This is a genomic window from Bordetella genomosp. 7 (genome assembly GCF_002261415.1).
Taxonomy (GTDB): Bacteria; Pseudomonadota; Gammaproteobacteria; order Burkholderiales; family Burkholderiaceae_B; genus Bordetella_A.
In genome coordinates this window covers 169,300-193,040 of sequence record NZ_NEVI01000017.1, presented here as the reverse complement: position 1 = coordinate 193,040, position 23,741 = coordinate 169,300, and the positions used below count along the sequence as shown (strand labels likewise).

Sequence of the window (23,741 nt, the reverse complement as noted above, 5' to 3'; positions counted from 1 at the left end):
ACAAAGCCCGCACTAGGCGGGCGTCAAAACAATTTCAGCCATTTGCAGCTTAGGGTTAGGGAGTAGCGGGGCATTAGGCCGCCATCAGGAGATGGCGCAACGCCATGGCGTCCCACCACGCGTTGTGCTGCACAGCGCCAGGCAGATCAGTCGGATATGCGCCCACGCGGTGGATCTCGAACGACATGTGCGGAATGTTCACCATCTGCCCTGGGCCAGTAATAATCGCCTGGCAGAAGTAGCGCACGTCGTCTGGCCAGTCGGTGTTGATATGGGGCGCTGGGTCAGCTGATAGAAACGCTGAGATGCGGTATGCGCCGCCCGGGTGGTTGCAGTTGACCGTTGAGACCTCAAACGGCACAGCTCGCATGATGGGCAACACGTTCTCCCGTACCCAGGGGTCCTTGGCAACGTGGTCCACGTAGACCAGATACAGCGATTCGCCATCTTCGCGCACCAGCGCCAGGCTCAGCAGCGGGCCACCGAAGCCGTCGAACTCGGTGTCTAGGTAATAGTTCATCATTCCCCCTTGCGCTGCTGGGCGATGGCGGCGTCGGCAACAGCGTCAAGTTCGGCCGCTGCGTCAGGTGCGACATAAGTAGGCCGCAAGTTGACGATGTGGAAGTCGTTGCCAACGATGCGCACCTTGCGGCGCACTAACCGATACCGCTCCGCATCCTTCGCCAGCTCATCCCTCTCTGCCAGTAGTGCCCGGATAGTGTCGGGTTGGCTGGCTTTCGCGTATTTCACAAACGCGGTTTCCCATGAAATCCAACCACCACCGCCTGCCGCATCTAGTGCTTCCAGCGCCTCCCTGATACGTGCGTAGCGGTCGGTCATTGCTTCACCTCATGCAGCCAGGATTCGACCAGGCCCCACACCCAAGGCAGGCCGAAGATCAGGACAGCGGTGGCAATCGCACCAATTGCGATGCCTGCTACGAGCAAGCCGACAAAGATTTCGTCAGGGAAGCTGATGTACCCACGTTGGTGCTTCATACCCCACCCCCGCTTTCTCGTTGCATAGCGGCGTCGATGGCGGCATTCCACCCTTCTGCGTAGCCCTCTTGATAAGAGTCGTTGCTGGGGTATTCGCCTCCTACAGCCTCATACTCCGGAATCTTTGCGGGCAGCTTCGCATCGTCCGCCTTCTGCGCGGGCACTGGTGCGGTTGGGTGATCCGCCTCAGCCTTGCCGCATTTCTGACAAAACGCCCTATAGCCGGGGTGCGGGTAGAACTTATGGTCAGCCACCGGCTGCGCATCCCCTGCGGCCACTGCTGCGGTGTAAAGTGGCACCATTCCATGATGGGAAGTCGTAGACATGGAGACTGGCATGTCGTTGCCATTCCGCACTTCCCGCAGGTGTCCGGCGTCCACGTAGAAGCACTCCCCTGCGGGCCTGCCGTAGCGGGATAGAAGGGCGCGGGCGAAAGTCATCGCCACACTGTCGGGCCGCAATGTCTCTCGACCGGATACCTGCCGCCACAGCCGTGCAAGTTCCTCGTCGCTCGGCTCCGCGCTCGCGGCAGGTTGGGCTTGGAAAAATGACTGCACGGCAGTCCGCATCTGGGTAAAAACCTGCATGCCGTTGGCGGACGGCGCAGAATCCTCGATGGCGCTGAATGTGTCGCGCAGCGGCTGCGGTATAGGGTGCGCGCTCGCGGCAGGTCGGGCGGCGCAGACGCAACCTACGCCGACTCCGGGTGTTCCCAGGCATTTCTCACAGTGCCACATGCTCATTTGCTTTCCCCTTTCGTAGCGGCCAGGGCGGCGCGGACTCTTTCTGCGAAGTGCTTGCAGATTTCGTGGCTGTTGTATTCCAACGTCGATACCTTGGGCAGCTCCGCTGCCACGGCGGCGTCGAAGGCGCTCACAACATCCCCGCCGCGCTGCTGGCGGTCGGCTTCGATCAGCCGCAGCACATACTCCGCTTGCTCGGCTTCGATAACGCTGCAATTCTGGTAGACCAAGATGGGGCAACCGGCAGAGTGATCGATACGCCAACCATCACTCGCACCCTTCGCAGGAGCCTGGGCGGCAGGGGCGGCATCACATTCAGGAAAAACTCCGTACTCGCTCAACGAGGCGCTTGCGTTATACGGGCGGCGCTTGGGCTGCGCCACATCCGCACCCTTCGCGGATTCCTCGGCGGCAGGGGCGGACTTCAGGGCGCGGATGCGTGCGGCAATAGCCGGTTGCAGGCTGGACTTGTCGCAAACCTGCGCCGCTTCTTCCAGCGCAGCATTGCGGATTTCGGCTTCGGTTCGGTCAGACATTGTTTTCTCCAGTCTCTTTGACCATCGCCGCCCTAACCCTCGCGTACTCGCGCAGGATGTAGACGGCCATTGTGTGCTTTGCGGTGCGCTCGAGCATGTCCGCCCAGTACTCAATCACTGCGACTGGCGTGAGGCTCGCTGTTGATCCAGAATCTTCCATTCGGCTTCCTCGGTCGGGGTCATCACGTCCGGGTCTTCTTGCGGGGCTTCGGGTTCGGGCGTCATGCGGCTTTCCTTTTTTCAATGGAGCAGCGGCGGGCTACTTCCACTAGCCAGCAGGCCAAGTCGGGCGGGGTGTGTTCGCGCTCGGCTTTCGTGATGCTGGGCAAGCGCGGGTGACTCTTGGTTGGGCGCACGCAGTGCGTCGGCCGGCCTGCTCGTTGCGGGATTTCAGGCAGATCATCTGGGCCACACCCGACGATGTACAGCCACGTAGATTTTTCGGCCCGGTGCCCGAAGTGGAACTGGTCAATCTGGATCGTGTACCCGCCCCATGCGTCAGGGAACCGACCAGGCGCCGGCATGCCACAGTGGGCGAACAGCGTGGATTCGGCTGGATGTTCCAGCACGCCGCCCCAGCGTCGGACTTGTTCAGCCGCCCATGGGCCTAGCGCCTTTTCGTCCTCCCGAGGCTTGGCGAACTGTCTGAGCCGCCCCCATGACCTGCACGGCGGGTGCGCCACAACCGGCATACCGCCCTGGAACGTCCTGGCATCGCGATCAATGTCGTACACGTCGCAGCCAGGGAGCGTTTTGTAGAAACTATCCTGGCGGGCGAACAGGACGGCCACGGGCGTCATGCTGTCTCTCCTTGGGGCGGGGCGGGCGGTAAGGTTTGCCAATGAGTAGCGCGGCCATGTAGGGATATATTGTTCACGCGGGTGGTGCGCCACCCCCAAGATGCCATTCCGACCTCCGCTTTCCACGCGCCATCCCGCTCATACCAGCCGAGCAATACCTCTTGGTCGTGCGGAGCCGTCTCAATCGGCATCCACTGCCGCGCCTGTAGCTCTGCGCGCAGAGCCTCGTTCTCGGCCAGGAGGGCGGGAAGGGCGCGTACTGCATTCGTAATCAGGTCGGCGTCGGCTTCTGTCATCCCGCCATTTGAGTCCAGGCGTCGGTAATGAACGCCGCCCTTGCTGCTGTCAGGCCAAAACAGAGCGACTCCGGGCGTGGAGAAGGTGCCCACCTGTTTCCATGTCCAAGGGCGGGGAGAAGCCTTCTCCAGCAGTTCGCGCAGCTCTTGCGTGTTAACTGTCATGGTGAAACTCCTGGGGGATGGGGTACGATTGGCGCACATGCAACTCGCGAGGGAGCCGACGTGAAGATCTGCAGCAATTGCTTGTCGTTGAACGGACAACCCTACGAAACTCGCCCACATGACGATCTAGACCTGCAGTCTGTGGCGGGCCCAATCCGGGCGTCCGGCCCAATCCGGGCGTCCGGCCCAACGATGGAGACATATCAGTGTAGAGGTTGCGGAACGTGGATGAGACGTCACACAAGCAAAAGCGAATTCGCCGACCAATGGCAGGCGACGGTAAGGACGCCTATCAACGTCAATGGTTACTTGGTGGACGGTGAGGCATTCGTAAGCGACGGATCGGAGTTGTTCGACGCGACTTACGAAATTCGACTGGTGGACGCCAGTGGAAATGCGCGCATCGTGCACAGCCCTGGTGTAGTGAGCAAAGGGCACAAGACGCATTACGAAGCGCTGGCAGACGCTCTAGAGCTGGGCGTTGCCCACGCTAAGGGCCTTCCGCCGGGTTAAGAGGCAGCCCACCTAAGTGGGCCTCCATTTGGTTAAGGTGAGCTGCCGGGGGGTCAAAAGTGCAGCGTTTGGGCTTCGCCGTTCGCGTAGCGATGCTCGGCCACAATGCGATGTGCTGCTTTGTGATGCGATGGGCAGAGCCAAGTCACTGAAAGGGGCCGCGAGTAATCGGGGTGGTGCGCCTGCGCCTTGGCCCCGCATATAAAACACGGCTCCGGGATAAGCTTGCCGTCCCGGATCGCGTTGTTAACTGCGTGGCTCGCTTTCCGGCGTATCGCATGCGCCACTACCCATCGCGCATTTGCGCGCGCGTGTGCTAGTTTCCCCTCTGGTGTTTTTGCGTAGGCCCGCCGGGCCGCTACCCGCTCGGGATTGCTGCTGCGCGTTCTATCGTAGGAGCGGTACTGCTCCAGCTTCTCTAGACGATTCTTCCTGACATCCGCCTTTGTGCATTCGATGCATTTATTTAAGCGCCCATCACTCATTTGAGAGTGTTTATAGAATGCGTCAAGGGGCTTTTCGCAAAGGCACCGGAAGCAACGTTTCATACGAACCTCCATCAAAATGGAATCGAGTCGTCCATGTCCATCGGCTCGGCGGCGGGCCGCTGGGCGGGCTCGGGCGCGGCCTGCGGGGCGGCTTGCTGTTGCTGAGCGGGCTTGCTGGCGAACTCGATCACGCTGACGCGTCCGACGATCTTGCTGCCGGTTCGGCCGTCGCGGGTCTGGTAGCTTTCTTCGTGCGCCTCGTCCACGACCACATAAACGCGGGTTCCCTTGAGCAAGTACGGCTGCAACGCTTCGGCGCGCTGGCCCCACAGTGACCCGTCCACCCATTGGGTCGGGCGCTTCCCGTCCGATCCCTTCTTCCCGTAGGTGAAGGCAAGGGATAGGCTTGCCACGGGGTCGCCCTGGGCGGTGTGGCGTACTTCTACGTCGCGGCCAATGGTGGCTAATCCAATGTACTGAGGCATGATCAGGCGGCTTCCTTGTGTAGTTCGTCAAACATGCGGATGCAGTCTTGCAGGTACTCCCTTGCGGCTTCGACCCGCTCCTGCATCCGCTTTTCCTTTTCGGGGTCGCGTTCGATCTCCCAGCCGGTAATGCGGATGTGCTCGGGCAAGTGGGAAACCAGGTGCATCTGGATCGGCTCGTAGCCGATCAGGCGCTCGGGGGTGTCGACCAGGGCATAGACGACCTCCCATCGGTCGGCGTCCCACAGTTGCATGTATCCACGGCATTGCCATTCATAGAGCTTGTTTTCGCAGTCTATTAGCCACCCTGGGAATGTCCTGGCCGACCACGACGACTTGAGGTCGTAGCCCTTGCGGCTGGCTGCGTCATACAGGTCGCATTCACCGGTCAGCCATTTGTTGGCCTTGCGCTCGGTATTCTTGGTCAGGTTCAGGCCCCGCACGCGGTTGAGCATTTCGATGGACTCCTGCTCTACCTCGATACCTTTCTCCATTTCTTTGCTGGAAACCTCGAATTCGACGCCGAAAATTTCCTGCTTGGCGATTTCGCGCAGATAGGTCTTGGCTCCGACGGAGAGGATTCCTTCTGATTTTGACTTGGGCTCGGCCATGATTTTCCCGAGTGACGAGCACCTGATCAGTACGTCCTTCATAGAGTGCATCCTTCATGGTGTTTGCGCTTTGCCTCTATGTATGCTTTGTGTGCCTCTTCAGCGGTTTCATACAGGCCAAGGCTGATATTTCTGCCGTCGACCCACAAACGAGACCTCCATTTGCCGGTGGCCTTATGATGAGTCGCTCCCAATAGCCCATTCGTGCGCGCGCCAAGTGCTCTACGTAGGTTTTGCTGGTTGGCGCGCCTCGGGACATCCCGCAGATTGCGGATTGCATTGTTGAGCTTGTCTCCGTCAATGTGATCTATTTCTCCGATCGGCCATACTCCGTACACATAAAGCCAAGCGAGGCGATGGGCCTTATATATCTTGCGACCTAGGCCTATTTCTAAATAGCCTCTCGCGGTCACGGTGCCCGCAGCGACCCCGGTGGTGGCACGCCCTCCGGTTCGCCTCTTCCAGGTAAATTTCCCTGTTGATGTGTCATATCTAAGGCAACCCCGAAGAATCTCCGGTGTCAGGTCACGCATTGGCCTTCCCCTTCAGGTCGGCCCCCTTCGCCTGGACAGCAGCGGCGAATTGTCGGTAGCCGTCCTTGTCTCGGGTGACCTGGAAGTACTTGGCGCCCGCCTTTGATGTGGCCCTAAGATCGTCCTCGGTAGCAGCTTCTTCAACCTTGGCGATCCAGTCATCCAGCGCCTGGGCAGGGTCGTGTCCGTCGTTGTCGTCATCCTGTTCGGACAGCCCGGTGATGGCCTTGAGCGTATAGCGCTCCAGGTAGGTTTTCGTGCTGGCCCGGGCCTGGATCGCATTCTTGGCGCCGCCCATGTCCGGAGGGCCACCCATCGAGACACTTTCCTCGTGCCCGCCGACGTGCCGCAGGTAGCAGGTGACCTCCATCCAGTCCTTCTCGTCCTTGGTCAGCTTCCACGACGACGAAAGGCCATGCTTGGACAGGGCAGGGGTGACGGCGTTGACCACATCGTGCAGTTCGGCGTAGGCCTTGCCCTTCAATGGGCCGTCAGTCACGTTCCTTCCCTTCACGATCTTGACCGCCTCGGCCTTGAACGCTGCGAAGGCCGCGTCGTAGGCCTTCTTGGCTTCTGTCTTTGCCCAGCGCTCTTGCAAGTCCATCATCTTCTCGACCTGCTCCAGGGTGGCGCCATGCTTCAGGGCTGCCAGCATCATGCCCATCGGCGAGTCGGCGGCGGGCGCAGCGTCTACTGCTAGCTCTCGAGTCGGGGCTTCGATTACTTCATTCATATCGACCTCAGTAGGTGATTCGGACTGAAGGGATGGCACCCTTGACTATGAGGGTCACTGCCTGCTTAGCGCAGTCCTCAGGCATGCCTCCCGCTACGAACGCTTCCAGGGCGGCCCGGTTGATCTTGGCTTTGTGCGCCTTATCAGCCTCGCGGCGCTTAGCTTCAGCCTCTGCTTGGGCCTTCTCCGCGGCCACGCGTTGGCGCTCGGCTTCGATTGCGCGTTGTTGCCGAGCTTCAGCGTCGCGCTTTTCCTGCTCCGCCCGGGCGATGGCCTCGGCCTTTTCCCGTTCGGCGCGCTCTGCTGCCAGTTTCAATTCAAGTTCCCGGCGTTCAGCGGCTGCTTTTGCTTCCTGCTCGCGTCGAATGGCTGCCTCGCGCTCTGCCTGGGCCTTGGCTTCAGCTTCTCGCTGTGCCCGTTCGGCGGCTTCGCGGGCGATGCGCTCTTCGCGCTCCTTCTGCTCGCGGGCTTCAGCCTCGGCGCGGAGGCGCGCAAGCTCGGCCTGCTCCGCTTCATATTTTTCGCGGGCTACCAGGGCGGCGCGGAGCGAAGACACAGCTTTGTCCTTGGCGCGGGCTGCCTCGGCCTCGAATTCCTCCCACTTCGCACTGATCTCTACTTCCTCAGCGGCGGCCAGCAACGCTGCGATGGATTGCGAGCTGCGGTCGTCCAGATTCGCCGCGAGGGTGTTGATCGCTTCGATGGACTCACGGTGTCGCTGTAACCGATCTTCCTCGGCCTGCTCCCATGCAGTAAGCGGTGCGCGCACCTCATCAGCCAGCGCGTCCAGTGTGTCCCGCATCCGCTTACGCTCGGCGTCGATGCGCTTGGGCACGTCCTTCAGGTCATCGACCAGTTTCTTCCCGAGCCCGTCCAGCGCGGTCTTCGACTTGCGCACCTTGAATGCCAAGCTGGCAATTGCCTCGCGCCCCTTGCGGGTGGATACGTCGGGGACATGCCCGGTGACTTCAGCGCGGATCTTCTCCAACCAGGGCTCAAGGCCGCTCGGCTTGGCGTAAACCTCCAGGGCGGTCTCCTGGGGCGGCAGTTCGATCAGTTCGGTAACGTCGCTCAATTTGTTCTCCTTACTTCTTGGCAATAGCGATCAGGCTCGCTTCCTCATCCATCTGCTGCACCGACCCGTAGACACCTACGATGGCGCAGATAACGGCGTAGATCGCTACCCATTGGTGGATGTCGATGCGGCGGAGGAAGTTGATCAGGCGGTGCATGGCGGTTCTCCCTTGGGCGTGGCGAGAGCGTGGCGGGCTTCCAGCCATACTGCGTTGCGTGTCTTCGTGCCGATTCCCCCGTCGAGAAATCGCAGTTGTTCCTTGGCATAAGGGAGCTCAAGCAGCTTTTCGAGCGCCACCCTCATCGCCCGGTACTGCTCCAGAATGTCCTGAAGTTCCTCGCTCATGGCTCACTCCGATAGTTCGTCTTTGACTGCGCTCAGGATCTCCACCTTCAGGCGGTTCGCCCAAGTGTTGGTGGTCGACAACACGGCCATAAGCATCACAGCCCTGTCGCCGCGGGTCAGGTTCTCGAAAAGTCCCCGGTCTTCCAGACGCTCCGTCCACCAGATCGCATCGTGACCGTCCACATCCCATGCCGTGGGGTTCTGCAGCACTTCCAGCACGGAATGGGGCGACGCGGTCAGCGGCGGCGGCTCGGGCGGGTTCAGGTCGGGTTCAGGCCATGCCATGAGGTTCATGATTGGCTCCATAGAAAAGGGCGGCGCTCCTGCACTAACCGCCCTCATGCGTCGTGCGCACTCGGCAGTATTGGCGGGTCGTGGGGTGGCGCCATTGATTGGCCGACTGGGCGGGACTCGAACCCGCAAAGGCATGAACTTGAAGACGCTGTATATCCCCGCCGTCGCGGGTCGGATCAAGCGTCCAAGCCTCGTTTGCATGCCACGGCACCTCTGCGCGCCGCCCGGATACGCCATATCCGGCTGCCAGTCGATAAGGGGAGGGGTACTCGCTGCACCGTTTGATCTGCCCCGCGCAGTCACAGGGCACGGCATCTGCTTTTCCCCATTGATGGGTGAGGAACTCCGCCAACCCTGCACGGTTGGAAAGTTGAAAGTGATGGAGTCCTCAAGGAAGCGGGCCGGGATTGATGCCGGCTTGCGGGGTGTTCATAGGCACAGCACCTTTCGGATAGCCCCCGCGCCTGTTAGCGTGTCCTTCCACGCCGCCGCTTCCTTGAGAAGACCCCGTTTCGTGGGGTCAGGCCGGCTGGGGGACCATCCAGCACCTGAGGAGACTCTTGGAGGATTACCCTCCGTGCTGAGCCCTAATAAGGATCGGCGCCCTCGGACCCATTAACCGACCAAGGAAATGGGAGGGCCCAGCACGGAAGGTCCTGGCCTTTAGCGTCGCCAGGGCGGACGGCTGGAAGGGTCAAGCCAACCAGACTCCAGCCGAACCCTTTCGGGCCGGAGAACTCCTTACAACGTCCCCGCCGTCTTACGCTCACACTGCAGGCGCTCGGTAGCGGCGTTCACCGTACAAGTCCAGTCAGGCATGTACAGCGATACCTTGTCAGGCTTGGGCTGGTACATCACCGCTCCGCCGCCCAGCGTTCCTACTGCCAGGCCAATGGCGGTGAAGATGGTTGTGGCGTACTTGGACATGGCACTACTCCTAGTAGTGATCTTCCTCATCCTGGCGGCGGTAGGCATCGGCCTTGGCAATGAAGGCCGCAACCACCACCAGCACGACAAGGGTTATAAGGACTACCGCGATCAGCATGGCGGCTCCTAATCTATTTCTTGCTCGCCTGCCATTGCTTCGTCAGGGAGGGGAGTGGGGTTGATCAACTCCCTCAGCCGTCGCGCTTGCTCGTCAAGAACCTCGATGCAAACCTGATTAAGCGATAGGTTGACGCACCGGGCGATCAGTTGACTCTTGCTTTTTCCGGTTGCCTTAGAGGCGCATAACAATTTCAGCCGCTCATGCTCAGGCATTCGAATTGAGAACTGCTGATCGGGACCGCCCGGTTTTCTCGGGCGCCCTAACTTTCGTTTGGGAGGCGTTTCCATATCTCTCTCCATTGCGCTGTAGGGCGCGAATCATTCAAAGCGCAGCACTCATCGAATGGCGCTTCGGATTGGGGCTTTAACCATGTCCCCCATGGGCCTGTGCGCGGTCAGGCTCGCGTTTCCCATCCGTATGCCCTCTGTCACAGGGCAGGCGGATGATTCCGGGGCAGGGCAGCGCGAGACATCGCCTCAGCGCCACCCCACCCGACACCGCCAGCTGCGCAACTCCCGGTCATCCCGGCTCGCAATGGTCAGTGGTTCCCGGACTACTCCCGGTGGTCATCGCTCGATTACTCGCCATCGATCGATTCTTGGCGTCCAACTGGATCGCGCCCACGCTGCCAGGCTCTGCACCTGGCCAGCCTTAGTGTGTTCAGCCACCTTGCGCGGGCGTTTTTCGGCATCTTTCTGTCCAGGGCGTCCGATATCTCCCCTGCCGCGTCGCATCACTGCGGACGCGGAACGTTTGTGCTTCGTCGTGTTAAAGAGCGGGTACTGATTGCAGCCCTACTTGGCCCCGCTGTGCGGTAAGCCGTTCTTTGCTGCGTTGGGTGAATATTAGCGAAACGCGAAACGTCTTGTCAATAGCGAAACGCGAAATATATGTATGTCGGCAGCCTACGGTACGATTCAGACTCAAACCGTTACCAGGGGAAGGACATGAGGGTTGCCATGTTTATCAGTTCCGCGGTGTTCTGCAGTCTCGCGTCAGCTGCTGCGCCTAAAGACATCAACCAGATCAAGATGCAGCGCCTCGCGCAGGAACAGGTGAGAGCTAACCTGAAAGACGGCGGCTCGGCCCTGTTCCGAAACCAGAGAGGGTTCTGTGGCGAGGTTAATTCGAAGAACGCGTTTGGCGGCTACGTGGGCTACCAGCGCTTCATCGCAGCAGGGGAAAAAATGGTGGTCTTCGAGCGCGACCCCGCACTGGCCGCAGGGGCGTTTGATGGTGCGTGGCGCCAGTTTTGCAAGTGACCTAAGTGAAAACCGCCCGGGGAGGGCGGCTGTTACAAATTACCAGCCTTGTGAGTTGCCCCAGCGGGAGGGGAACCTTCCAGTCCTATCGGGGTCGGATGATCACGAGTGATGCGAAGTCAATGAAAATGAATGCGCATGACGATGCAATGGCATATACTCCACTTATGCCTTGTTGTCATCTAGGAAAACAAGGCCCCGGGCGACCGGGTTCGCAGTAGCCGACGGGGCGGCATTCATCCCGTCATGTCTCTTCTTCTATTGATGGTTAGTCACGTCTGTACAAAGAAGGGCCCCAGAAAGGAGAAAGCTATGAAGCCAGTAAAGAAGCTCGAGTATGCGCGGTGGGTGGTCGCCGGGGCTATCTTTGGCGCTGCTCTGGCCGGCTCGTTCCTCGGCAGTCTCGATATTAGCTTAGCGGGTCTTGACATGAATTCGGTCGGCGCAATCGTGGGTGCCGCAGTCACGGCCTTGATGGTTAAGGCGGTCCACCTGGTCTAATGACCGACCTCATAGACGGTAACTGGTTTGATATGGCCACCGTAGGGGTGGCCATTCTTTATGCTTGTGCGAGGTGTTTTACAAAGTCGGAGCGCCGGTCTTGGGAAGCATTTGCTAGCGATTTAAGTTATGGCGTTGTGATCTTCCCGATGCTTCTCCTGTCGCTCACGTTTTTGTCCACCAGAGCATTTGAGGCGCTGCTTGCCGGGAATAAGATAATTATTTCCTTGGCGGGTGTTTTTTCGTTAATTGTGATTCTCAAGAGATCCTTTGAAAAATCACCGTCACCGCCGACTTGGACCTAGAAGCCGCCCGAGGGCGGCTTCTTCGTTGGGGCTAGCTAGATAGGTGTGTCCTGTGGATTGGCCGGCATGCCCTGCGGCGGCGAGCCCGGCTTTCGGGGTTGATTTTGCACAGCCTCCACTTGACCGGCTGCCATGCCCATTCCTGTTCCCATTTCACTTTCCGAACTGGAGTAGCTGAGCAATTTCCCAGCTTGGTCGAATGTCAGCGTGACGTGGCTGGAGTTCGTGTCCACGCCACCGACGAACGCTCCGACGAAGGGAATGAACGTCTCAGGCCTGGTCCGGGATTCGGCATAGGTGTACAGCAGGGTGGTGGTGCCATCCGAGTTGCGCATCTGCGTCGTGGGCTTGCCCAGCGCCGCCACGACCTCTTGCCTCGTCGTTTCGCCCTGCTTGAACTGGTCAAGTTGCCCCTGCTTCACCTGGACGCCCGTTGCCGCGCAGCCACTGAGGCCGATCAGAGCCGCTATCAAAAGATAAAAAATTCTCATTTGGTCACATGCGAGTAAAAAAATTAGAAGTCTTCGCTGCGCCACACCTTCAAGACGCGGCCGAATACCTCCAGGTCCATCGTGGGGTCGATTACCCAATCCCGATAGGCCGGATTCTCTGAGATCGCCAGCAACCCCTTGCCAGGTACCCGCTGCAGGCGCTTGATGAATCCTTCGCTGCCGACCCGGAAAAAGTACACGGCGTCGAACTCGACCGACCGTACGCTAGAGTCGATGATCAGCGGGTCGCCGGGGTTAAACATTGGGCGCATGGAGTCGCCGAACCCGGTCACTATGCACAGGCTGTTTACCTGAGCGTAGCCGCGCACGTTCTTCTCCAGCCATTCCCGGCTAACCCTCCAGCTCTCGATCACTCCCGGCTGATCCTTCAGCTCCACTCCAGCCGCGCCCATCCTGCCCCCCGTGTCATATTGACTGATGGTAACGGATCGGGTTGCAGACGTGGGAAGTAGGGTTATCCCGGTGGAATTAGCGAGTTCCTCGTCAGAGTGAACAGTGTCTAACCAGCCGCGGGGCTTCCCGGCAGAGTCCTCGATTCGCCATGCGGTTTCCTTGCGCATGCCCCTGGGCTTGCCGGTCTTTGAGTCTTTCGCCCCATCACGGAGGTTGGTGAATTGGGCAGGGGACATGCCAAGCGCCTTCGCGGTGGCGGCAGGCCCCATGAACTCGGCTTCGAGGCGGCGCAGGTTGGCCCGCCTTATCTCGTCAATATCTCTCATGCGCTGAATTTGATAGCAAAACGCGAAAGATCGATATGCGCGAAACGCTATTGACGTACGTTTCGCGTTTCGCTAAAGTGAAGGCATGCAACTGTCCGAATACCTCACCCAAGAACGCGGTCGCCTGTCGGCGTTGGCTCGGGCCATCGGCGCACCGATTTCGAACATGAGCGAATGGGCCTCTGGTCGACGGCCTGTGCCAATTGAGCGTTGCGCCGACATTGAGCGCGCGACCAACGGTGCTGTCACGCGTCGGGATCTGTGCCCAGACGACTGGCAGAGGATTTGGCCCGAATTGGCTCCAGAGAAATAGGAGAGCGCGCATTGCCACCCTGAGTAGGTTCGTCCGGCACATCCACCTGTAGCTCCTCGACCACATCTTGATCGGGACCTGGATTGGGCGAATAGGAGGGGCCGATACGAACAGCGAGGCGGATTCGCTTTCTAGGTTTTGGTTCTTGGTTGTTTTCCATGGCTAGCAGTTTGCACCACCACCACAGAAATTAATACGTTCGGAGATACGAGACATGAACACAACGGATGCGGCATACCACACGGTTCACGACTACCCGGGCGGCAGCGAGTCCCTTGGGCCGCGCGTCGGCATCTCGCCGGCGGTGCTGCGCAACAAGGTCAACCCGAACAATGACACGCACCACCTGTCGTTTGCCGAGGCTCAGCGGTTGGTAGCCATGACCGACGACGAGCGGATGCTGCGCGCCTGGGCGCACTCGCGCGGGCTTCTACTTATCAAGGCGCCCGAGGGCGATCGCTCCGATAGCGATATGTCGGTGCTGGAGGCCGTGGTCGAAACCAGCGTCGCCCAAGGCCAGTTCATGCAGACTATCCACGCGGCTCTCGCTGACGGGAAAGTTGACCCCCAGGAAATTGAAGCGATCAACCAGGCCAAGCGTGTCCTGCAGACGGCAGCTGAGGGGGTGTCGCAGCGCATGCAGGGGATGTCGGAATGAAGCAGCTCCGTCTGACCCCCCATACCCGGCGCATGGCGATTCAGGCCGTGATCGACGCCCCGGATGGCTACGTCTTCCAGCCCCCAAAGGAACCGACGCGCAACGTGGAACAGAACGCCAAGCTCCACGCGATGCTGGGCGACATATCCCGTCAGCAGAAGTGGATGGGCCAGCAACTGAGCATCGACGACTGGAAACGCCTGCTGGTGGATGCCTGGGCGCGCCAGGAAGGCGGCCCCGCAGCCCGAGTCGTTCCCTCCCTGGATGGGCAGGGCGTCGTCACCCTGGGCGCACAGACTCGCTCCATGGGCGTGCGCGACATGGCCAGCCTGATCGAATCAATCTATGCCTGGGGCGCCGAAAACGGCGTCGTCTTCTCTGATCCGGTCGATGTGCCGGGGTGGGTGAAGCAATGATTAAGGGCCGCACCGTCTCCCGCGAACAGAAGCGTTTCCACGACATGCTCTGTCAGCACGTGGGCTGCATCGCTTGCCGCAAAGAGGGGCTCTACAACACCTGGACTTCGATCCACCACATCGACGGCCGCACCAAGCCGGAAGCACATTGGCTCGTCCTGCCGCTCTGCGCCGGCCACCACCAAGATGGCACGGGCGGCAAGTGGATGATCGCCGTTCATCCCTACAAAGCCCGATTCGAAGCCGAATACGGCCGCCAGCGCACATTGCTGGTTGCCTGCATCGAATGGCTGCTTGCCCATGAATTCGACGTGCCTGAGGGCGCTATGCAAGCCGCAGGGCTGAAGGAGGTCGTATGACCCAAGCTCAGAAACAAGCATATGCCGACGCGATGACCGAAGCCAGGAAGCTGGCTACGTTGAAGCGCCGTAAGTCCATGGCGCCGCACGTCCACGCCTGGGCAGAAGCACTCAAGCGCATGTTGGCAGGGGGCCGGTAATGGCGCGCATCAGAACCATCAAGCCGGATTTCTGGACGGACGAGAAACTCACTGAGTGCTCACTGAGTGCTCGGCTTATGTTCATCGGGATGCTGAACTTTGCAGATGACAACGGCAACCTTGCCGCATCAGCTAAGAAGCTGAAGATGCAGATCTTCCCGGCTGACAACATCGATTGCCAGCCCTTGCTCGACGAGTTGATTGCTCATGGAGTGGTCATTGAGTATTCAGTGAACGGAGATAAGTTCCTGAATATAAAGGGGTTTAAGAAGCATCAGATCATCAATCGGCCATCAAAATCGGCCATCCCCGAGCCTGCCTTCACTGAGGACTCAGTGAGTGCTCATGGAGTCCTCACTGATGGAAAGGAAGGGAAGGGAATAGGAAAGGAATTAAACCCCCCTAACCCCCCGGCGGGGGGTGATGAGCCCGTCCAGCCTTCGGCTGACAAACCTAAGCGGGAACGCAAGAGCCGCATCGCCCTGAAGACCTTCCTTGAAAACTGCCGTGCTACCGGCGAGAAGGCGATCAGCGATTATCGGCCCTTGCTGGAGTACGTGGAAGGTACTGGCCTGCCGATGGAGTTCGTGCAGTTGGCCTGGAACGTGTTCAAGGCCGAGCATTCGGCTGGGGGCAGGAACGAGGCGCGGTTGCAAGCCGACTGGCGCCGGCACTTCCTGAACTACGTCGAAAAGGGCTACTACCGGCTCTGGTACGCCTCGGCAGAGGGCGCCTACTCGCTGACAACCGTGGGCATCCAGGCCCAAGCCATCCACCAGCACCGGGAGGCAGCATGAACCCCCACATTCCCCCGCACTCGGTGGATGCTGAGCAGTCTGTGCTTGGCGCGCTGATGCTCGATGCTCGGGCCTGGGATCGCCTGGACGGCATGTTGTCCGCGGAGGATTTCTACCGCCATGACCACAGGCTGATCTTCGCTGCTGCGTCTGGTTTGGTGGACAAGGGCCGGCCCGCCGACGTTCTGACTGTGCTCGACGCGTTGCAGGCAGCGGGCCAGGCCGAGGAAGCCGGCGGTATAGCCTACCTGAACGCCGTTGCTCAGAGCGTACCCAGCAGCGTCAACGTGCGCCGCTACGCTGAAATCGTGCGAGCTCATCGCATCCGCCGCGATGTGCTCGCGCTGGGGCAGGAAATTTCTGCGTTGGCCTCTGAGGGGATGGATCCGTCCGAGTTGGTCGACAGTGTGACCGGCAAGGCTATGGCGCTGGCGGATACCCGGGAAACCGGCATTGACCCGAAACCGATCGGGGAGCTGTTGAGTGGCGTACTTGAAGCGCTCGAGGCTCGGGTTGACCGCGGAGGTGCCGTCGCGGGCCTTGCCACGGGCTTTGCAGACCTGGACGCCCTGACGAGTGGCCTGCAGAACGGCGACTTGATCATCATCGCTGGGCGTCCGTCGATGGGGAAAACTACCCTCGCGATCAACATCGCCGAGAACGTGAGCATGGCCGGTGGGGTGGCCCTGGTGGTCAGCCTGGAAATGTCCGCGCAGCAATTGGCGGAGCGCAGCATATCGAGGTTCGGGGAGATCGACTCGCGCCGCATGCGCAATGGCCAGCTGAGCCAATCCGATTACACGGCCTTGACGGGGGCCTTGGGCCGTCTCCAGAACCAGCAACTGATCATTGCCGACGATCCAGCCCTGGCGAGCGTGTCCCGCCTTCGCTTGGCCGCCCGCAAGGTAAAGCAGCGTGCCGGGCGTCTGGACCTGATCGTAATCGACTACCTGCAGCTCATGCGGGGCGACGGGAACAACCGAAACGAGGAATTGGGTGGGATAACCCGTGCCCTCAAGCTCATCGCTCGCGAGATCGACTGCCCAATCGTCTTGCTCTCTCAGTTGTCGCGCAAAGTCGAAGAAAGGACCGACAAGCGCCCGATCATGAGCGACTTGCGCGAGTCTGGCGCCATTGAGCAGGACGCCGACGTGATTCTGATGGCCTACCGGGATGAGTACTACAACCCGGACAGTCCCATGAAGGGCTTTGCGGAGATCCTGGCACGCAAGCAGCGCATGGGCCCGCTGGGAGAGGTGACACTGGTGTTTCAAGGCCAGCACTCGCGATTCCTGGATGCCGACCCGCGAGAAGTGGCGCTTGCCCGCAACGCGGTCGAGGCGGCTCCGAAGAAGAAATACAGCATGTTGAGGGACTAAAGATGATCCTCGACCGCCTCCAGATCGTCCTCGAATGGCCCGATCCCAAGCTCATGCCCAACCGCAAGAACGGGCGGCATTGGGGCTCGACCGTGCACGAGAAGGTCCAGGCCCGGTCGCGCGCCCTGTATGCCACGCGTGCCGCGCTAGGAGACAACACGGTCAATTTTGGCGACCGCATCCCAACCCGCATCACCTTCGTGGCGGCCAACAAACGCAAGCGCGACCTCGACAACCTTCTGGCGGCGATGAAACACGCGCTGGATGGGATCGCGATGTACCTGGAAGTAGACGACAGCCGATTTCGCCCTCTGATCCTCGATGACGCGCTGGATCAGGAAAAGAAGGGCTTTGTAGTGGTGGAACTTGGATAGGAGAACGGAAATGCTGACCAAAAGACAGAAGGAATTGGCCGATCGGGCGACGCGCCAGGCGGTAATCGAGCTGCTTCGCCGCGAGGGCATAAGGGTGGCGAAGTTCGGCGCGAGCGCGTCTCGCCTGGCCAAGCTGGTCAACCAGCATCTGGGAGTCGAATACACCGATGACCCGATGGACATGCTGCAGGCGGCGGTGGAGGGGCGCGCGGTAGACGCGGTTCCGAGCCGGGACATCAGGGCCATAGATCAGCCGGAATACAAGCTGCGCGGGTGGCCGCAGATGGCAGCTGAGCGCGCCAGAGCCTGCCAGCCGCCGATGATGTCCATGTGTGGGCTCGGCGACATGAGGCCTTCGCCGTGACCCGCGCGTTGCCCTGGTTCATGTACCAAGACCCCGCCATCGTCTGCGAGCAGCAAGAGGCGTGGCGGAACAACCAAGCCCGGAGGCAGCAGGCCCCGGCCATGACAATCAATGACCTTTTCAGTGAGGCCCCAGTGACGAAGGACGAAAGCGCGCAGTTTGAGGATGTTCTGCTGATCTGGTACAGGATCTCCAAGGCGGAGAAGGAGAACTTGGGGCATAGCCCAGTATCTCCCGGGTTTAAGCACTGCACATCCTCGGATGTGTATTTCGACGAGCAGGACGCAGCAGACGCTGCGGATGAACGCATCAACCAGTACATCGCTGATCAAGTGGACGTCTGCCTCAGTACGTTGCCATACGAGCAGCGCATTGCGGTAGACGTCCACGCTCGGAACAAGTACGTCGGCAATGCCGTGTTCCGCAACCCGCGCATGACTGCCGAGCAGCATCACGTTGCCTACCAGGCAGCAAAAGCTACTTTGCTTCCAATGTTGCGAAAGCGCGACGTCATTACGGCGTCGTATTGACCGCGACGGCGAGGAGGCGCAAAATTGAAGTGCGCCAAGTTGCGTCCAAAATCAGCCCGCTAGCCGAAAGGTTCGCGGGCTTTTTGCATTCCCCTCCCATGAAACAGTCCAAGCCACCCATCGAAAGGTCGTGCAAGGACTGCCGGAATTTCAATGAGACGGCTACATGGGACGAGTGCCGCAGATACCCGCCTGTCGCCATCATGGACGAGGGCGATGTTGTATTTGTGTTCCCAGCGATCAAGCCGGACGAGTGGTGCGGCGAATGGAGCCCCAAGCTGAATGATTGACTACGAAAAGGCAGTCAGGCAGTACGGGTCCATCCGCAAGGCTTCCGCCGCGTTAGGCATCCCCGACACGACGTTTCGTCGTCGGATGGCGCAAGCAAGAGAGCATTTTTCCCTGGCCAAAGCGGACGAGGGCATGGTTGTTCGAGCCACGTCGACCCTGACCGATTTGCGGACGGGCGAGGCGGTAATGCAATGGGTGAAGGCTTCGGCGGACCAGCAGAAGCTGAGGGAGGCCCTGCAGGAGTCGCTCGAAGCCATGAAGGCCGACCTTCCCAAGGTGAAGCCGGTCAAGGCTGGCGCCGGGCACTTGCCCGCGCTAATGGCGGTTTACCCCATTGGGGACGCTCACATCGGTATGCGTAGCTGGGCCCCAGAAACCGGGCAGGATTGGGACCTTGGCATAGCTGAGCGCGTGCAGTGCGGGGCGATGGCAGCCCTGGTGGACCTGGCGCCACCCGCTGAGCAGGCCGTGGTGATCAATCTGGGCGACTGGTTCCACGCCGACAACATGGAAGGTGTGACCAGCCGGAACCGGCACCACCTAGACGTTGACGGCCGATACGGGAAGATGGTGTCGGTCGGCGTGAAGGTAATGCGGCAGTGCATCGAGTCCGCACTGCGCAAGCACAAACAGGTCATGGTTATCAATGTGATTGGTAACCATGACGATACGGGCGCCATATGGCTGAGCGCCGCGCTGAGCCATATGTACGAGGGCGAGCCCAGGGTTGAGATCGACACCAGCCCGGCCCCGTTTATGTATTTCGAGCATGGGAAGGTGCTGGTGGGGTGCCACCATGGCCATACCTGCAAACCCAATGATCTACCAGGGGTGATGGCAGCGGACAGGGCCGAGGCCTGGGGCCGCACCAAGCACCGTTACTGGTATCTGGGCCATGTGCATCACCAGAGCGTCAAGGAGTACGCAGGCGTGACGGTGGAGTCATTCAATACGCTGGCAGCCAGGGATGCATATGCGGCCTGGGGCGGATACCGCTCGGCGCAGAACATGAAGTGCATCGTGCTGCACAGTGAGTACGGCGAGGTTTGCCGCCACACGGTCAGCCCGGAAATGCTGCGAGAGGCGGCGTAGGTATAAGGCCGCAGCCGCAATCGGTGGGCTTAGTCCCTATCTCCAGGAATGTGGCCCGCATCCTAATTGCGGCAGGGCACCAACAGGAACTTCGATGACAACCAACGAGATCGATGGCGAACGCATAGCGGAGTTTTACCTAGGGCGCAATGACTGGGCGGTTCTTTCGTCTGATGTGGTATTGACGCCCGAACAGTTGGCTGCCATTCGGCGCAATTGGGATGATCTAGTGAAGTCCGATGGCCGAAAGGTAGTCGTGCTTCAGAAAGGGTTGCGCTTGGAAGTGGTGAAGCGGGCGTCGGAAGATTCGCCGATTGGAGACTGACCATTCAATGCACTGGATGCCAGAAGCGCAGGGAGTGGCTAGTAGCCCAATGGCGCAAGCTCCAGCGCAAGGAAAGAGAAAGGCGTGAGCGAACCAAGCGAGGATCGGCTAAGGGGCAGGAAGCTCCAGCAGACCAGGCTGAGGATATGGGCACACGACCCACGCTGCGCCAGGTGCAGGACTCTGACTGATTACCCAAGCGGATTCGAATTGGATCACATTGCCCCAGTCCACAAGGGCGGCGGCAACGAGGACGAGAACCTGCAGGTCCTGTGCCACGAATGCCATGAGGCCAAGACGGCAGAGGATCTGGGCAGGCGCCACAGGCCCCGGGTGGGCCGGGATGGATGGCCTGAGGCCGGGGCAGAGGGCAGGGATGCCCGAGTGTTGCGTGAAACCAACGGCGTGTTGCGTGAAACCAACAGACCCGGGAGGGGTGGTCAAAAGTTGACCGATGGGGGGCCGGAAACCGCGCGGGGGGCTTTCTTTTCATAAACGTGAAGAAAAAAGCCGAAATCGGGAACGCGAAAAGTTAACAACAGGTAGGCAGGGATGGGCACTCGGGGCCGTAAGTCGACAGCGGAAATGACTGTCGTGGCCCAAGTTGCGCCTGTTGCCAGCTCCGGCCGTCTGCCGGCGCCAGTGCATTTGACGGATGCGGAGCGCGGGGTGTGGCTGGAGGTGGTCAACGATCAGCCGGCCTCAGCCTTCACTCCGACACATGGCCCACTTCTGGAGCAGTACTGCCGTCATATCGTGCAGTCCCGGATCCTGGCCGAAGAGATCATGAACTTTGACCGCGCCTGGCTGGCGGATGACGAAGGCCTGAAGCGGTATGACCGGCTGCTGGCGATGCAAGAGCGGGAAGGGCGAGCGGCGTCGTCGCTGGCTACCAGGCTGCGCATCACCCGGCAGGCGGTGGATCACCCGATTACCGCGGGACGGGCGAACGCTCGTCAGGCGCGGGCAAGGAAGCCGTGGGAAGCGCCGATCGACGTTTGACGCGTGGCGACCGCAACATCCAGTGGATCGAGCAGTACTGCCGCATCCCGGAAGGAAAGCTGGTAGGCAAGCCGGTCAAGCTGACGAAGCATCAGCGGAAGTGGATCAAGCAGATATACGACACGCCAACGCGGCTGTTCATCTTGAGCATGGCTCGGAAGAACGCGAAGACGGCGCTGTCGGCCTTCCTGCTATTGCTCCACCTGTGCGGGCCGGAGGCGAAGCCGAACAGCCAGCTTTACAGCGCAGCGCAGTCGCGGGAGCAAGCGGCAATTCTGTTCGCTCTGGCGGCGAAGATCGTGCGGATGTCGCCGGATTTGTCGCAGTACGTGGTGATCAGAGACACGGCCAAGCAGCTGTTCTGTCCTGAAATGGGAACCCTGTACAGGGCGCTGTCGGCGGAGGCAAGTACCGCCTACGGCCTGAGCCCGGTACTGACGATCCACGATGAGCTGGGCCAGGTACGCGGGCCCAGGTTCGAACTGTACGAGGCGCTGGAAACAGCAAGTGCGGCTCAGGAGTCGCCGTTGTCGATCGTGATCAGCACGCAGGCGCCGACAGATGCGGACCTGCTGAGCCTGCTGATCGACGATGCATTGACCGGCGCTGACCCGAGGCAGAAGGTGGTGCTGCACTCGGCGCCGCTCGATCTGGATCCGTTCTCGGAAGAAGCGATCCGGGCGGCTAACCCGCACTACGACGACTTCATGAATAAGGAGGAGGTCAGGCGCCAGGCAGCCGACGCCAAGCGCCTACCGAGCCGGGAGGCTTCGTACCGGAACCTGATACTGAACCAGCGGGTAGAGGCAAGCAACCCGTTCATCGCCAGGGCGATCTGGCTGGAAAACGGGGCGGAACCCGAGCCTGCCCGCGGTCAACCGGTATACGGCGGGCTGGACCTGTCGAGCGTGTCTGACCTGACGGCGCTGGTTCTGGTGTCGGAGGCAGGGGATGTCTACCCGACCTTCTGGCTGCCCGGGGAAGGGCTGGAAGAGAAGTCCCGTAACGACCGGGTGCCGTATGACGTGTGGGCGCAGGACGGCCTGCTTCTGACGACACCGGGACGGGCAATCGAGTACGAATTCATCGCGCATTACCTGCGCGAGGCGTTCGATACCTACGACGTCCGAGCACTGGCATTTGACCGATACAACATGCGGTTCCTGCGGCCATGGCTTGAGCGCGTGGGGTTCGACGAAGAAGAACTAGAGCGGTTCGTGGAGTTCGGGCAGGGCTTCGTATCGATGAGCCCAGCCCTGCGCGAACTGGAAAGCAAGCTGCTGGCGAAGAAGCTGCGCCACGGTAATCACCCGGTGTTGACGATGTGCGCAGCCAATGCGGTTGCGGTGTCGGACCCAGCCGGCAACAGGAAATTCACGAAATCGAAGGTGTCAGGCCGCATCGACGGCATGGTGGCGCTCGCCATGGCGGTGGGCGCGATGCCAAACGAGGTAGAGGCCGAAGACGACTTCACCGACTTTCTCAGGGATCCCATCATCGTATGAAAACCAAGACAAAGCCCGGTCGAATCAGGGCCGCGCTGTTGGACTGGCTTGGGGTACCCATCGGTCTGACTGACGCCGACTTTTGGTCGCAATTTGGGGTTACTGCCGCTGGGCAGCAGGTCAACGAGAAGACTGCCCTGCAGCTATCTACGGTATGGGCATGTACTCGCCTGATATCGGAGACGATATCGACGCTGCCGCTCGGCTTGTACATGCGGTCGGGGGATGGTCGCGTGAGTGCCGACGGGCACCCAATCTATACGATCATCCATTCCCGGCCAAACTCGGATTCGACCGCAGCTGTGTTTTGGGAGGCGGTGATCGCCTCAATGCTGCTGCGCGGGAATGGCTTCGCGGAGAAGAAGTACATCGGCAATCGGCTGGTGGCTCTGGAGTTTCTAGTGCCAGGCCGGCTGACAGTTTCTCGTGACATCAAGGGGAATAGGCGGTTTCGCTACACGGAGCGCGACGGCGAACAGAGGGAGATCCCCGAGAGCCGAATCTTTCGAATCCCAGGCTTCACTCTGGATGGTGACTGGGGTGTAAGCGTCATCGAATACGGGTCGAGCGTGTTCGGCTCTGCGCTTGCGGCATCTTCAGCGGCTAACAGCACGTTTGAGAAGGGCCTGGCGCCGACCGTCGCATTTACCGTCGACCGGGTACTGAAGCCTGAGCAACGGGACGACTTCCGGAAATCGATCGAGCTCATCAGCGGGGCGATCAATGCGGGGAAGTCGCCGGTCCTTGAAGGCGGAATCGACGCCAAGACGATTGGCATCAACCCGAAGGATGCCCAGCTAATCGAGTCCAGGCAGTTTGGAGTGGAGGAGCTCTGTCGTTGGTTCAGGGTGCCTCCTCACATGGTCGGGCACACGAGCAACTCGACCAGTTGGGGAACGGGCATTGAGCAGCAGATGATCGGCTTTCTGACGTTCACGCTGCGCCCTTGGCTGACTCGGATCGAGCAGGCCATCAACAAGGATCTGCTCAGTGCAGTCGACCAGCCCCGCTACTACGCAGAGTTCAGCGTCGAGGGCCTACTGCGCGCGGATAGCGCTGCACGCGCTCAATACGAATCAACGATGGTGAACAACGGAATTATGACGCGAGACGAAGTGCGCCGTCTTGAGAACCTGCCCCCGATGGGTGGTAACGCGGACGTGCTCACGGTGCAGACCGCCCTTGTTCCGATAGATCAACTGGGCGCCGCCCAACCTGTCACGCAGGAGTAATT

The 23,741-nt window shown here is 60.4% G+C and carries 40 protein-coding genes; 20 read left to right on the top strand and 20 right to left on the bottom strand.

Annotated elements, in window-relative coordinates; translation table 11 throughout:
• Positions 1-73: 73 nt before the first annotated feature.
• From CAL18_RS12630 to CAL18_RS12560, 16 genes are all read right to left on the bottom strand, one after another.
• Positions 74-523: a hypothetical protein gene (locus CAL18_RS12630; protein ID WP_212589937.1), complete on the bottom strand. Its 450-nt coding sequence runs from the start codon at positions 521-523 to the stop codon at positions 74-76.
• A complete protein-coding gene (locus CAL18_RS12625; RefSeq protein WP_094817995.1) occupies positions 520-840 on the bottom strand; it encodes a hypothetical protein in 321 nt (106 codons plus the stop codon). The genes CAL18_RS12630 and CAL18_RS12625 overlap by 4 nt, the downstream gene beginning before the upstream one ends.
• The gene (locus CAL18_RS19740; RefSeq protein ID WP_170940345.1) at positions 837-998 is read right to left on the bottom strand and encodes a hypothetical protein; all 162 of its coding nucleotides are present in this window, start codon (positions 996-998) and stop codon (positions 837-839) included. The genes CAL18_RS12625 and CAL18_RS19740 overlap by 4 nt, the downstream gene beginning before the upstream one ends.
• Positions 995-1,741 (bottom strand): hypothetical protein, encoded by a 747-nt coding sequence (locus CAL18_RS12620; RefSeq protein WP_141217766.1) that lies wholly within the window; start codon positions 1,739-1,741, stop codon positions 995-997. The genes CAL18_RS19740 and CAL18_RS12620 overlap by 4 nt, the downstream gene beginning before the upstream one ends.
• Positions 1,738-2,277, bottom strand: coding sequence for a hypothetical protein (locus tag CAL18_RS12615; protein WP_094817993.1), 540 nt, complete (start codon positions 2,275-2,277; stop codon positions 1,738-1,740). Before CAL18_RS12615 ends, CAL18_RS12620 begins: the two co-directional genes overlap by 4 nt.
• 221 nt (positions 2,278-2,498) lie before the next feature.
• Positions 2,499-3,077: a hypothetical protein gene (locus tag CAL18_RS12610; protein ID WP_094817992.1), complete on the bottom strand. Its 579-nt coding sequence runs from the start codon at positions 3,075-3,077 to the stop codon at positions 2,499-2,501.
• Positions 3,074-3,538 carry a hypothetical protein gene (locus tag CAL18_RS12605; protein ID WP_094817991.1) on the bottom strand — a complete coding sequence of 155 codons (465 nt, stop codon included), beginning with the start codon at positions 3,536-3,538 and terminating at the stop codon, positions 3,074-3,076. Before CAL18_RS12605 ends, CAL18_RS12610 begins: the two co-directional genes overlap by 4 nt.
• Before the next feature lie 1,072 nt (positions 3,539-4,610).
• Entirely contained in the window at positions 4,611-5,024 is a 414-nt protein-coding gene (locus tag CAL18_RS12595; RefSeq protein ID WP_094817989.1) for a single-stranded DNA-binding protein, read from the bottom strand.
• Between the two features lie 2 nt (positions 5,025-5,026).
• Entirely contained in the window at positions 5,027-5,677 is a 651-nt protein-coding gene (locus CAL18_RS12590) for a hypothetical protein (protein ID WP_094817988.1), read from the bottom strand.
• Positions 5,674-6,168 carry an HNH endonuclease gene (locus CAL18_RS12585; RefSeq protein WP_094817987.1) on the bottom strand — a complete coding sequence of 165 codons (495 nt, stop codon included), beginning with the start codon at positions 6,166-6,168 and terminating at the stop codon, positions 5,674-5,676. Before CAL18_RS12585 ends, CAL18_RS12590 begins: the two co-directional genes overlap by 4 nt.
• On the bottom strand, positions 6,161-6,901 hold the full coding sequence (locus tag CAL18_RS12580; protein WP_094817986.1) for an ERF family protein: 741 nt from the start codon (positions 6,899-6,901) through the stop codon (positions 6,161-6,163). Before CAL18_RS12580 ends, CAL18_RS12585 begins: the two co-directional genes overlap by 8 nt.
• A 7-nt stretch (positions 6,902-6,908) precedes the next feature.
• Positions 6,909-7,976 (bottom strand): hypothetical protein, encoded by a 1,068-nt coding sequence (locus CAL18_RS12575; protein WP_094817985.1) that lies wholly within the window; start codon positions 7,974-7,976, stop codon positions 6,909-6,911.
• Between the two features lie 10 nt (positions 7,977-7,986).
• On the bottom strand, positions 7,987-8,133 hold the full coding sequence (locus tag CAL18_RS19735) for a hypothetical protein (RefSeq protein WP_170940344.1): 147 nt from the start codon (positions 8,131-8,133) through the stop codon (positions 7,987-7,989).
• A complete protein-coding gene (locus tag CAL18_RS12570) occupies positions 8,121-8,321 on the bottom strand; it encodes a hypothetical protein (protein ID WP_094796981.1) in 201 nt (66 codons plus the stop codon). Before CAL18_RS12570 ends, CAL18_RS19735 begins: the two co-directional genes overlap by 13 nt.
• Positions 8,322-8,324: 3 nt before the next feature.
• Entirely contained in the window at positions 8,325-8,615 is a 291-nt protein-coding gene (locus CAL18_RS12565; protein ID WP_094817984.1) for a hypothetical protein, read from the bottom strand.
• Positions 8,616-9,356: 741 nt separating this feature from the next.
• Positions 9,357-9,542, bottom strand: a complete 186-nt coding sequence (locus CAL18_RS12560) for a hypothetical protein (RefSeq protein ID WP_094817983.1) — start codon at positions 9,540-9,542, stop codon at positions 9,357-9,359.
• Between CAL18_RS12560 and CAL18_RS19940 the strand changes: the two genes are divergently transcribed.
• Entirely contained in the window at positions 9,541-9,672 is a 132-nt protein-coding gene (locus CAL18_RS19940) for a hypothetical protein (protein WP_283163499.1), read from the top strand. The genes CAL18_RS12560 and CAL18_RS19940 overlap by 2 nt on opposite strands.
• On the opposite strand, the gene CAL18_RS19605 is transcribed toward CAL18_RS19940, so the two are convergent.
• A complete protein-coding gene (locus CAL18_RS19605; RefSeq protein WP_141214385.1) occupies positions 9,669-9,950 on the bottom strand; it encodes a hypothetical protein in 282 nt (93 codons plus the stop codon). The genes CAL18_RS19940 and CAL18_RS19605 overlap by 4 nt on opposite strands.
• A 672-nt stretch (positions 9,951-10,622) precedes the next feature.
• On the opposite strand from CAL18_RS19605, the gene CAL18_RS12555 reads away from it, so the two are divergent.
• The 3 genes from CAL18_RS12555 (at position 10,623) to CAL18_RS12545 (ending at position 11,731) form a co-directional block, all read left to right on the top strand.
• Entirely contained in the window at positions 10,623-10,925 is a 303-nt protein-coding gene (locus CAL18_RS12555) for a hypothetical protein (protein ID WP_141217765.1), read from the top strand.
• Positions 10,926-11,237: 312 nt separating this feature from the next.
• Positions 11,238-11,426, top strand: coding sequence for a hypothetical protein (locus CAL18_RS12550; RefSeq protein ID WP_094817981.1), 189 nt, complete (start codon positions 11,238-11,240; stop codon positions 11,424-11,426).
• Positions 11,426-11,731, top strand: coding sequence for a hypothetical protein (locus tag CAL18_RS12545; RefSeq protein ID WP_094817980.1), 306 nt, complete (start codon positions 11,426-11,428; stop codon positions 11,729-11,731). The genes CAL18_RS12550 and CAL18_RS12545 overlap by 1 nt, the downstream gene beginning before the upstream one ends.
• A gap of 35 nt (positions 11,732-11,766) precedes the next feature.
• On the opposite strand, the gene bamE is transcribed toward CAL18_RS12545, so the two are convergent.
• A complete protein-coding gene (gene bamE / locus CAL18_RS12540) occupies positions 11,767-12,222 on the bottom strand; it encodes an outer membrane protein assembly factor BamE domain-containing protein (protein WP_094817979.1) in 456 nt (151 codons plus the stop codon).
• Between the two features lie 23 nt (positions 12,223-12,245).
• Positions 12,246-12,962: a S24 family peptidase gene (locus CAL18_RS12535; RefSeq protein ID WP_094817978.1), complete on the bottom strand. Its 717-nt coding sequence runs from the start codon at positions 12,960-12,962 to the stop codon at positions 12,246-12,248.
• Positions 12,963-13,047: 85 nt separating this feature from the next.
• Between CAL18_RS12535 and CAL18_RS12530 the strand changes: the two genes are divergently transcribed.
• Positions 13,048-13,275, top strand: a complete 228-nt coding sequence (locus CAL18_RS12530; protein ID WP_094817977.1) for a transcriptional regulator — start codon at positions 13,048-13,050, stop codon at positions 13,273-13,275.
• On the opposite strand, the gene CAL18_RS19730 is transcribed toward CAL18_RS12530, so the two are convergent.
• Positions 13,208-13,435: a hypothetical protein gene (locus CAL18_RS19730; RefSeq protein ID WP_170940332.1), complete on the bottom strand. Its 228-nt coding sequence runs from the start codon at positions 13,433-13,435 to the stop codon at positions 13,208-13,210. The two genes, CAL18_RS12530 and CAL18_RS19730, sit on opposite strands and share 68 nt — an antisense overlap.
• Before the next feature lie 54 nt (positions 13,436-13,489).
• Here CAL18_RS19730 and CAL18_RS12525 point away from each other — a divergent pair, with 54 nt between their 5' ends.
• From CAL18_RS12525 to CAL18_RS12460, 15 genes are all read left to right on the top strand, one after another.
• Complete coding sequence (locus tag CAL18_RS12525) at positions 13,490-13,933, top strand: phage regulatory CII family protein (protein ID WP_094796970.1); 444 nt, start codon at positions 13,490-13,492, stop codon at positions 13,931-13,933.
• Positions 13,930-14,349, top strand: coding sequence for a recombination protein NinB (locus CAL18_RS12520; RefSeq protein ID WP_094817976.1), 420 nt, complete (start codon positions 13,930-13,932; stop codon positions 14,347-14,349). Before CAL18_RS12525 ends, CAL18_RS12520 begins: the two co-directional genes overlap by 4 nt.
• Positions 14,346-14,708, top strand: coding sequence for a Ref family recombination enhancement nuclease (locus tag CAL18_RS12515; RefSeq protein ID WP_249278405.1), 363 nt, complete (start codon positions 14,346-14,348; stop codon positions 14,706-14,708). The genes CAL18_RS12520 and CAL18_RS12515 overlap by 4 nt, the downstream gene beginning before the upstream one ends.
• Complete coding sequence (locus CAL18_RS19725; RefSeq protein ID WP_170940343.1) at positions 14,705-14,848, top strand: hypothetical protein; 144 nt, start codon at positions 14,705-14,707, stop codon at positions 14,846-14,848. Before CAL18_RS12515 ends, CAL18_RS19725 begins: the two co-directional genes overlap by 4 nt.
• Positions 14,848-15,645: a hypothetical protein gene (locus CAL18_RS12510; protein WP_094817975.1), complete on the top strand. Its 798-nt coding sequence runs from the start codon at positions 14,848-14,850 to the stop codon at positions 15,643-15,645. The genes CAL18_RS19725 and CAL18_RS12510 overlap by 1 nt, the downstream gene beginning before the upstream one ends.
• Complete coding sequence (gene dnaB, locus CAL18_RS12505) at positions 15,642-17,024, top strand: replicative DNA helicase (RefSeq protein WP_094817974.1); 1,383 nt, start codon at positions 15,642-15,644, stop codon at positions 17,022-17,024. The genes CAL18_RS12510 and dnaB overlap by 4 nt, the downstream gene beginning before the upstream one ends.
• Positions 17,025-17,026: 2 nt before the next feature.
• On the top strand, positions 17,027-17,398 hold the full coding sequence (locus CAL18_RS12500; RefSeq protein ID WP_094817973.1) for a hypothetical protein: 372 nt from the start codon (positions 17,027-17,029) through the stop codon (positions 17,396-17,398).
• Between the two features lie 10 nt (positions 17,399-17,408).
• Positions 17,409-17,762 (top strand): hypothetical protein, encoded by a 354-nt coding sequence (locus CAL18_RS12495; RefSeq protein WP_094817972.1) that lies wholly within the window; start codon positions 17,409-17,411, stop codon positions 17,760-17,762.
• Positions 17,759-18,292, top strand: a complete 534-nt coding sequence (locus tag CAL18_RS12490) for a hypothetical protein (RefSeq protein WP_094817971.1) — start codon at positions 17,759-17,761, stop codon at positions 18,290-18,292. The genes CAL18_RS12495 and CAL18_RS12490 overlap by 4 nt, the downstream gene beginning before the upstream one ends.
• 282 nt (positions 18,293-18,574) lie before the next feature.
• A complete protein-coding gene (locus CAL18_RS12485) occupies positions 18,575-19,675 on the top strand; it encodes an oxidoreductase (RefSeq protein WP_094817970.1) in 1,101 nt (366 codons plus the stop codon).
• 94 nt (positions 19,676-19,769) lie between these two features.
• Positions 19,770-20,000: a hypothetical protein gene (locus CAL18_RS12480; protein ID WP_094817969.1), complete on the top strand. Its 231-nt coding sequence runs from the start codon at positions 19,770-19,772 to the stop codon at positions 19,998-20,000.
• A gap of 84 nt (positions 20,001-20,084) precedes the next feature.
• Positions 20,085-20,495 carry an HNH endonuclease gene (locus CAL18_RS12475; protein WP_094817968.1) on the top strand — a complete coding sequence of 137 codons (411 nt, stop codon included), beginning with the start codon at positions 20,085-20,087 and terminating at the stop codon, positions 20,493-20,495.
• A 90-nt stretch (positions 20,496-20,585) separates the two neighbouring features.
• Entirely contained in the window at positions 20,586-21,002 is a 417-nt protein-coding gene (locus CAL18_RS12470) for a hypothetical protein (RefSeq protein WP_249278404.1), read from the top strand.
• Positions 20,978-22,507 (top strand): terminase large subunit, encoded by a 1,530-nt coding sequence (locus CAL18_RS12465; RefSeq protein WP_094817966.1) that lies wholly within the window; start codon positions 20,978-20,980, stop codon positions 22,505-22,507. The genes CAL18_RS12470 and CAL18_RS12465 overlap by 25 nt, the downstream gene beginning before the upstream one ends.
• A complete protein-coding gene (locus CAL18_RS12460; RefSeq protein WP_094817965.1) occupies positions 22,504-23,739 on the top strand; it encodes a phage portal protein in 1,236 nt (411 codons plus the stop codon). Before CAL18_RS12465 ends, CAL18_RS12460 begins: the two co-directional genes overlap by 4 nt.
• Positions 23,740-23,741: the final 2 nt, after the last annotated feature.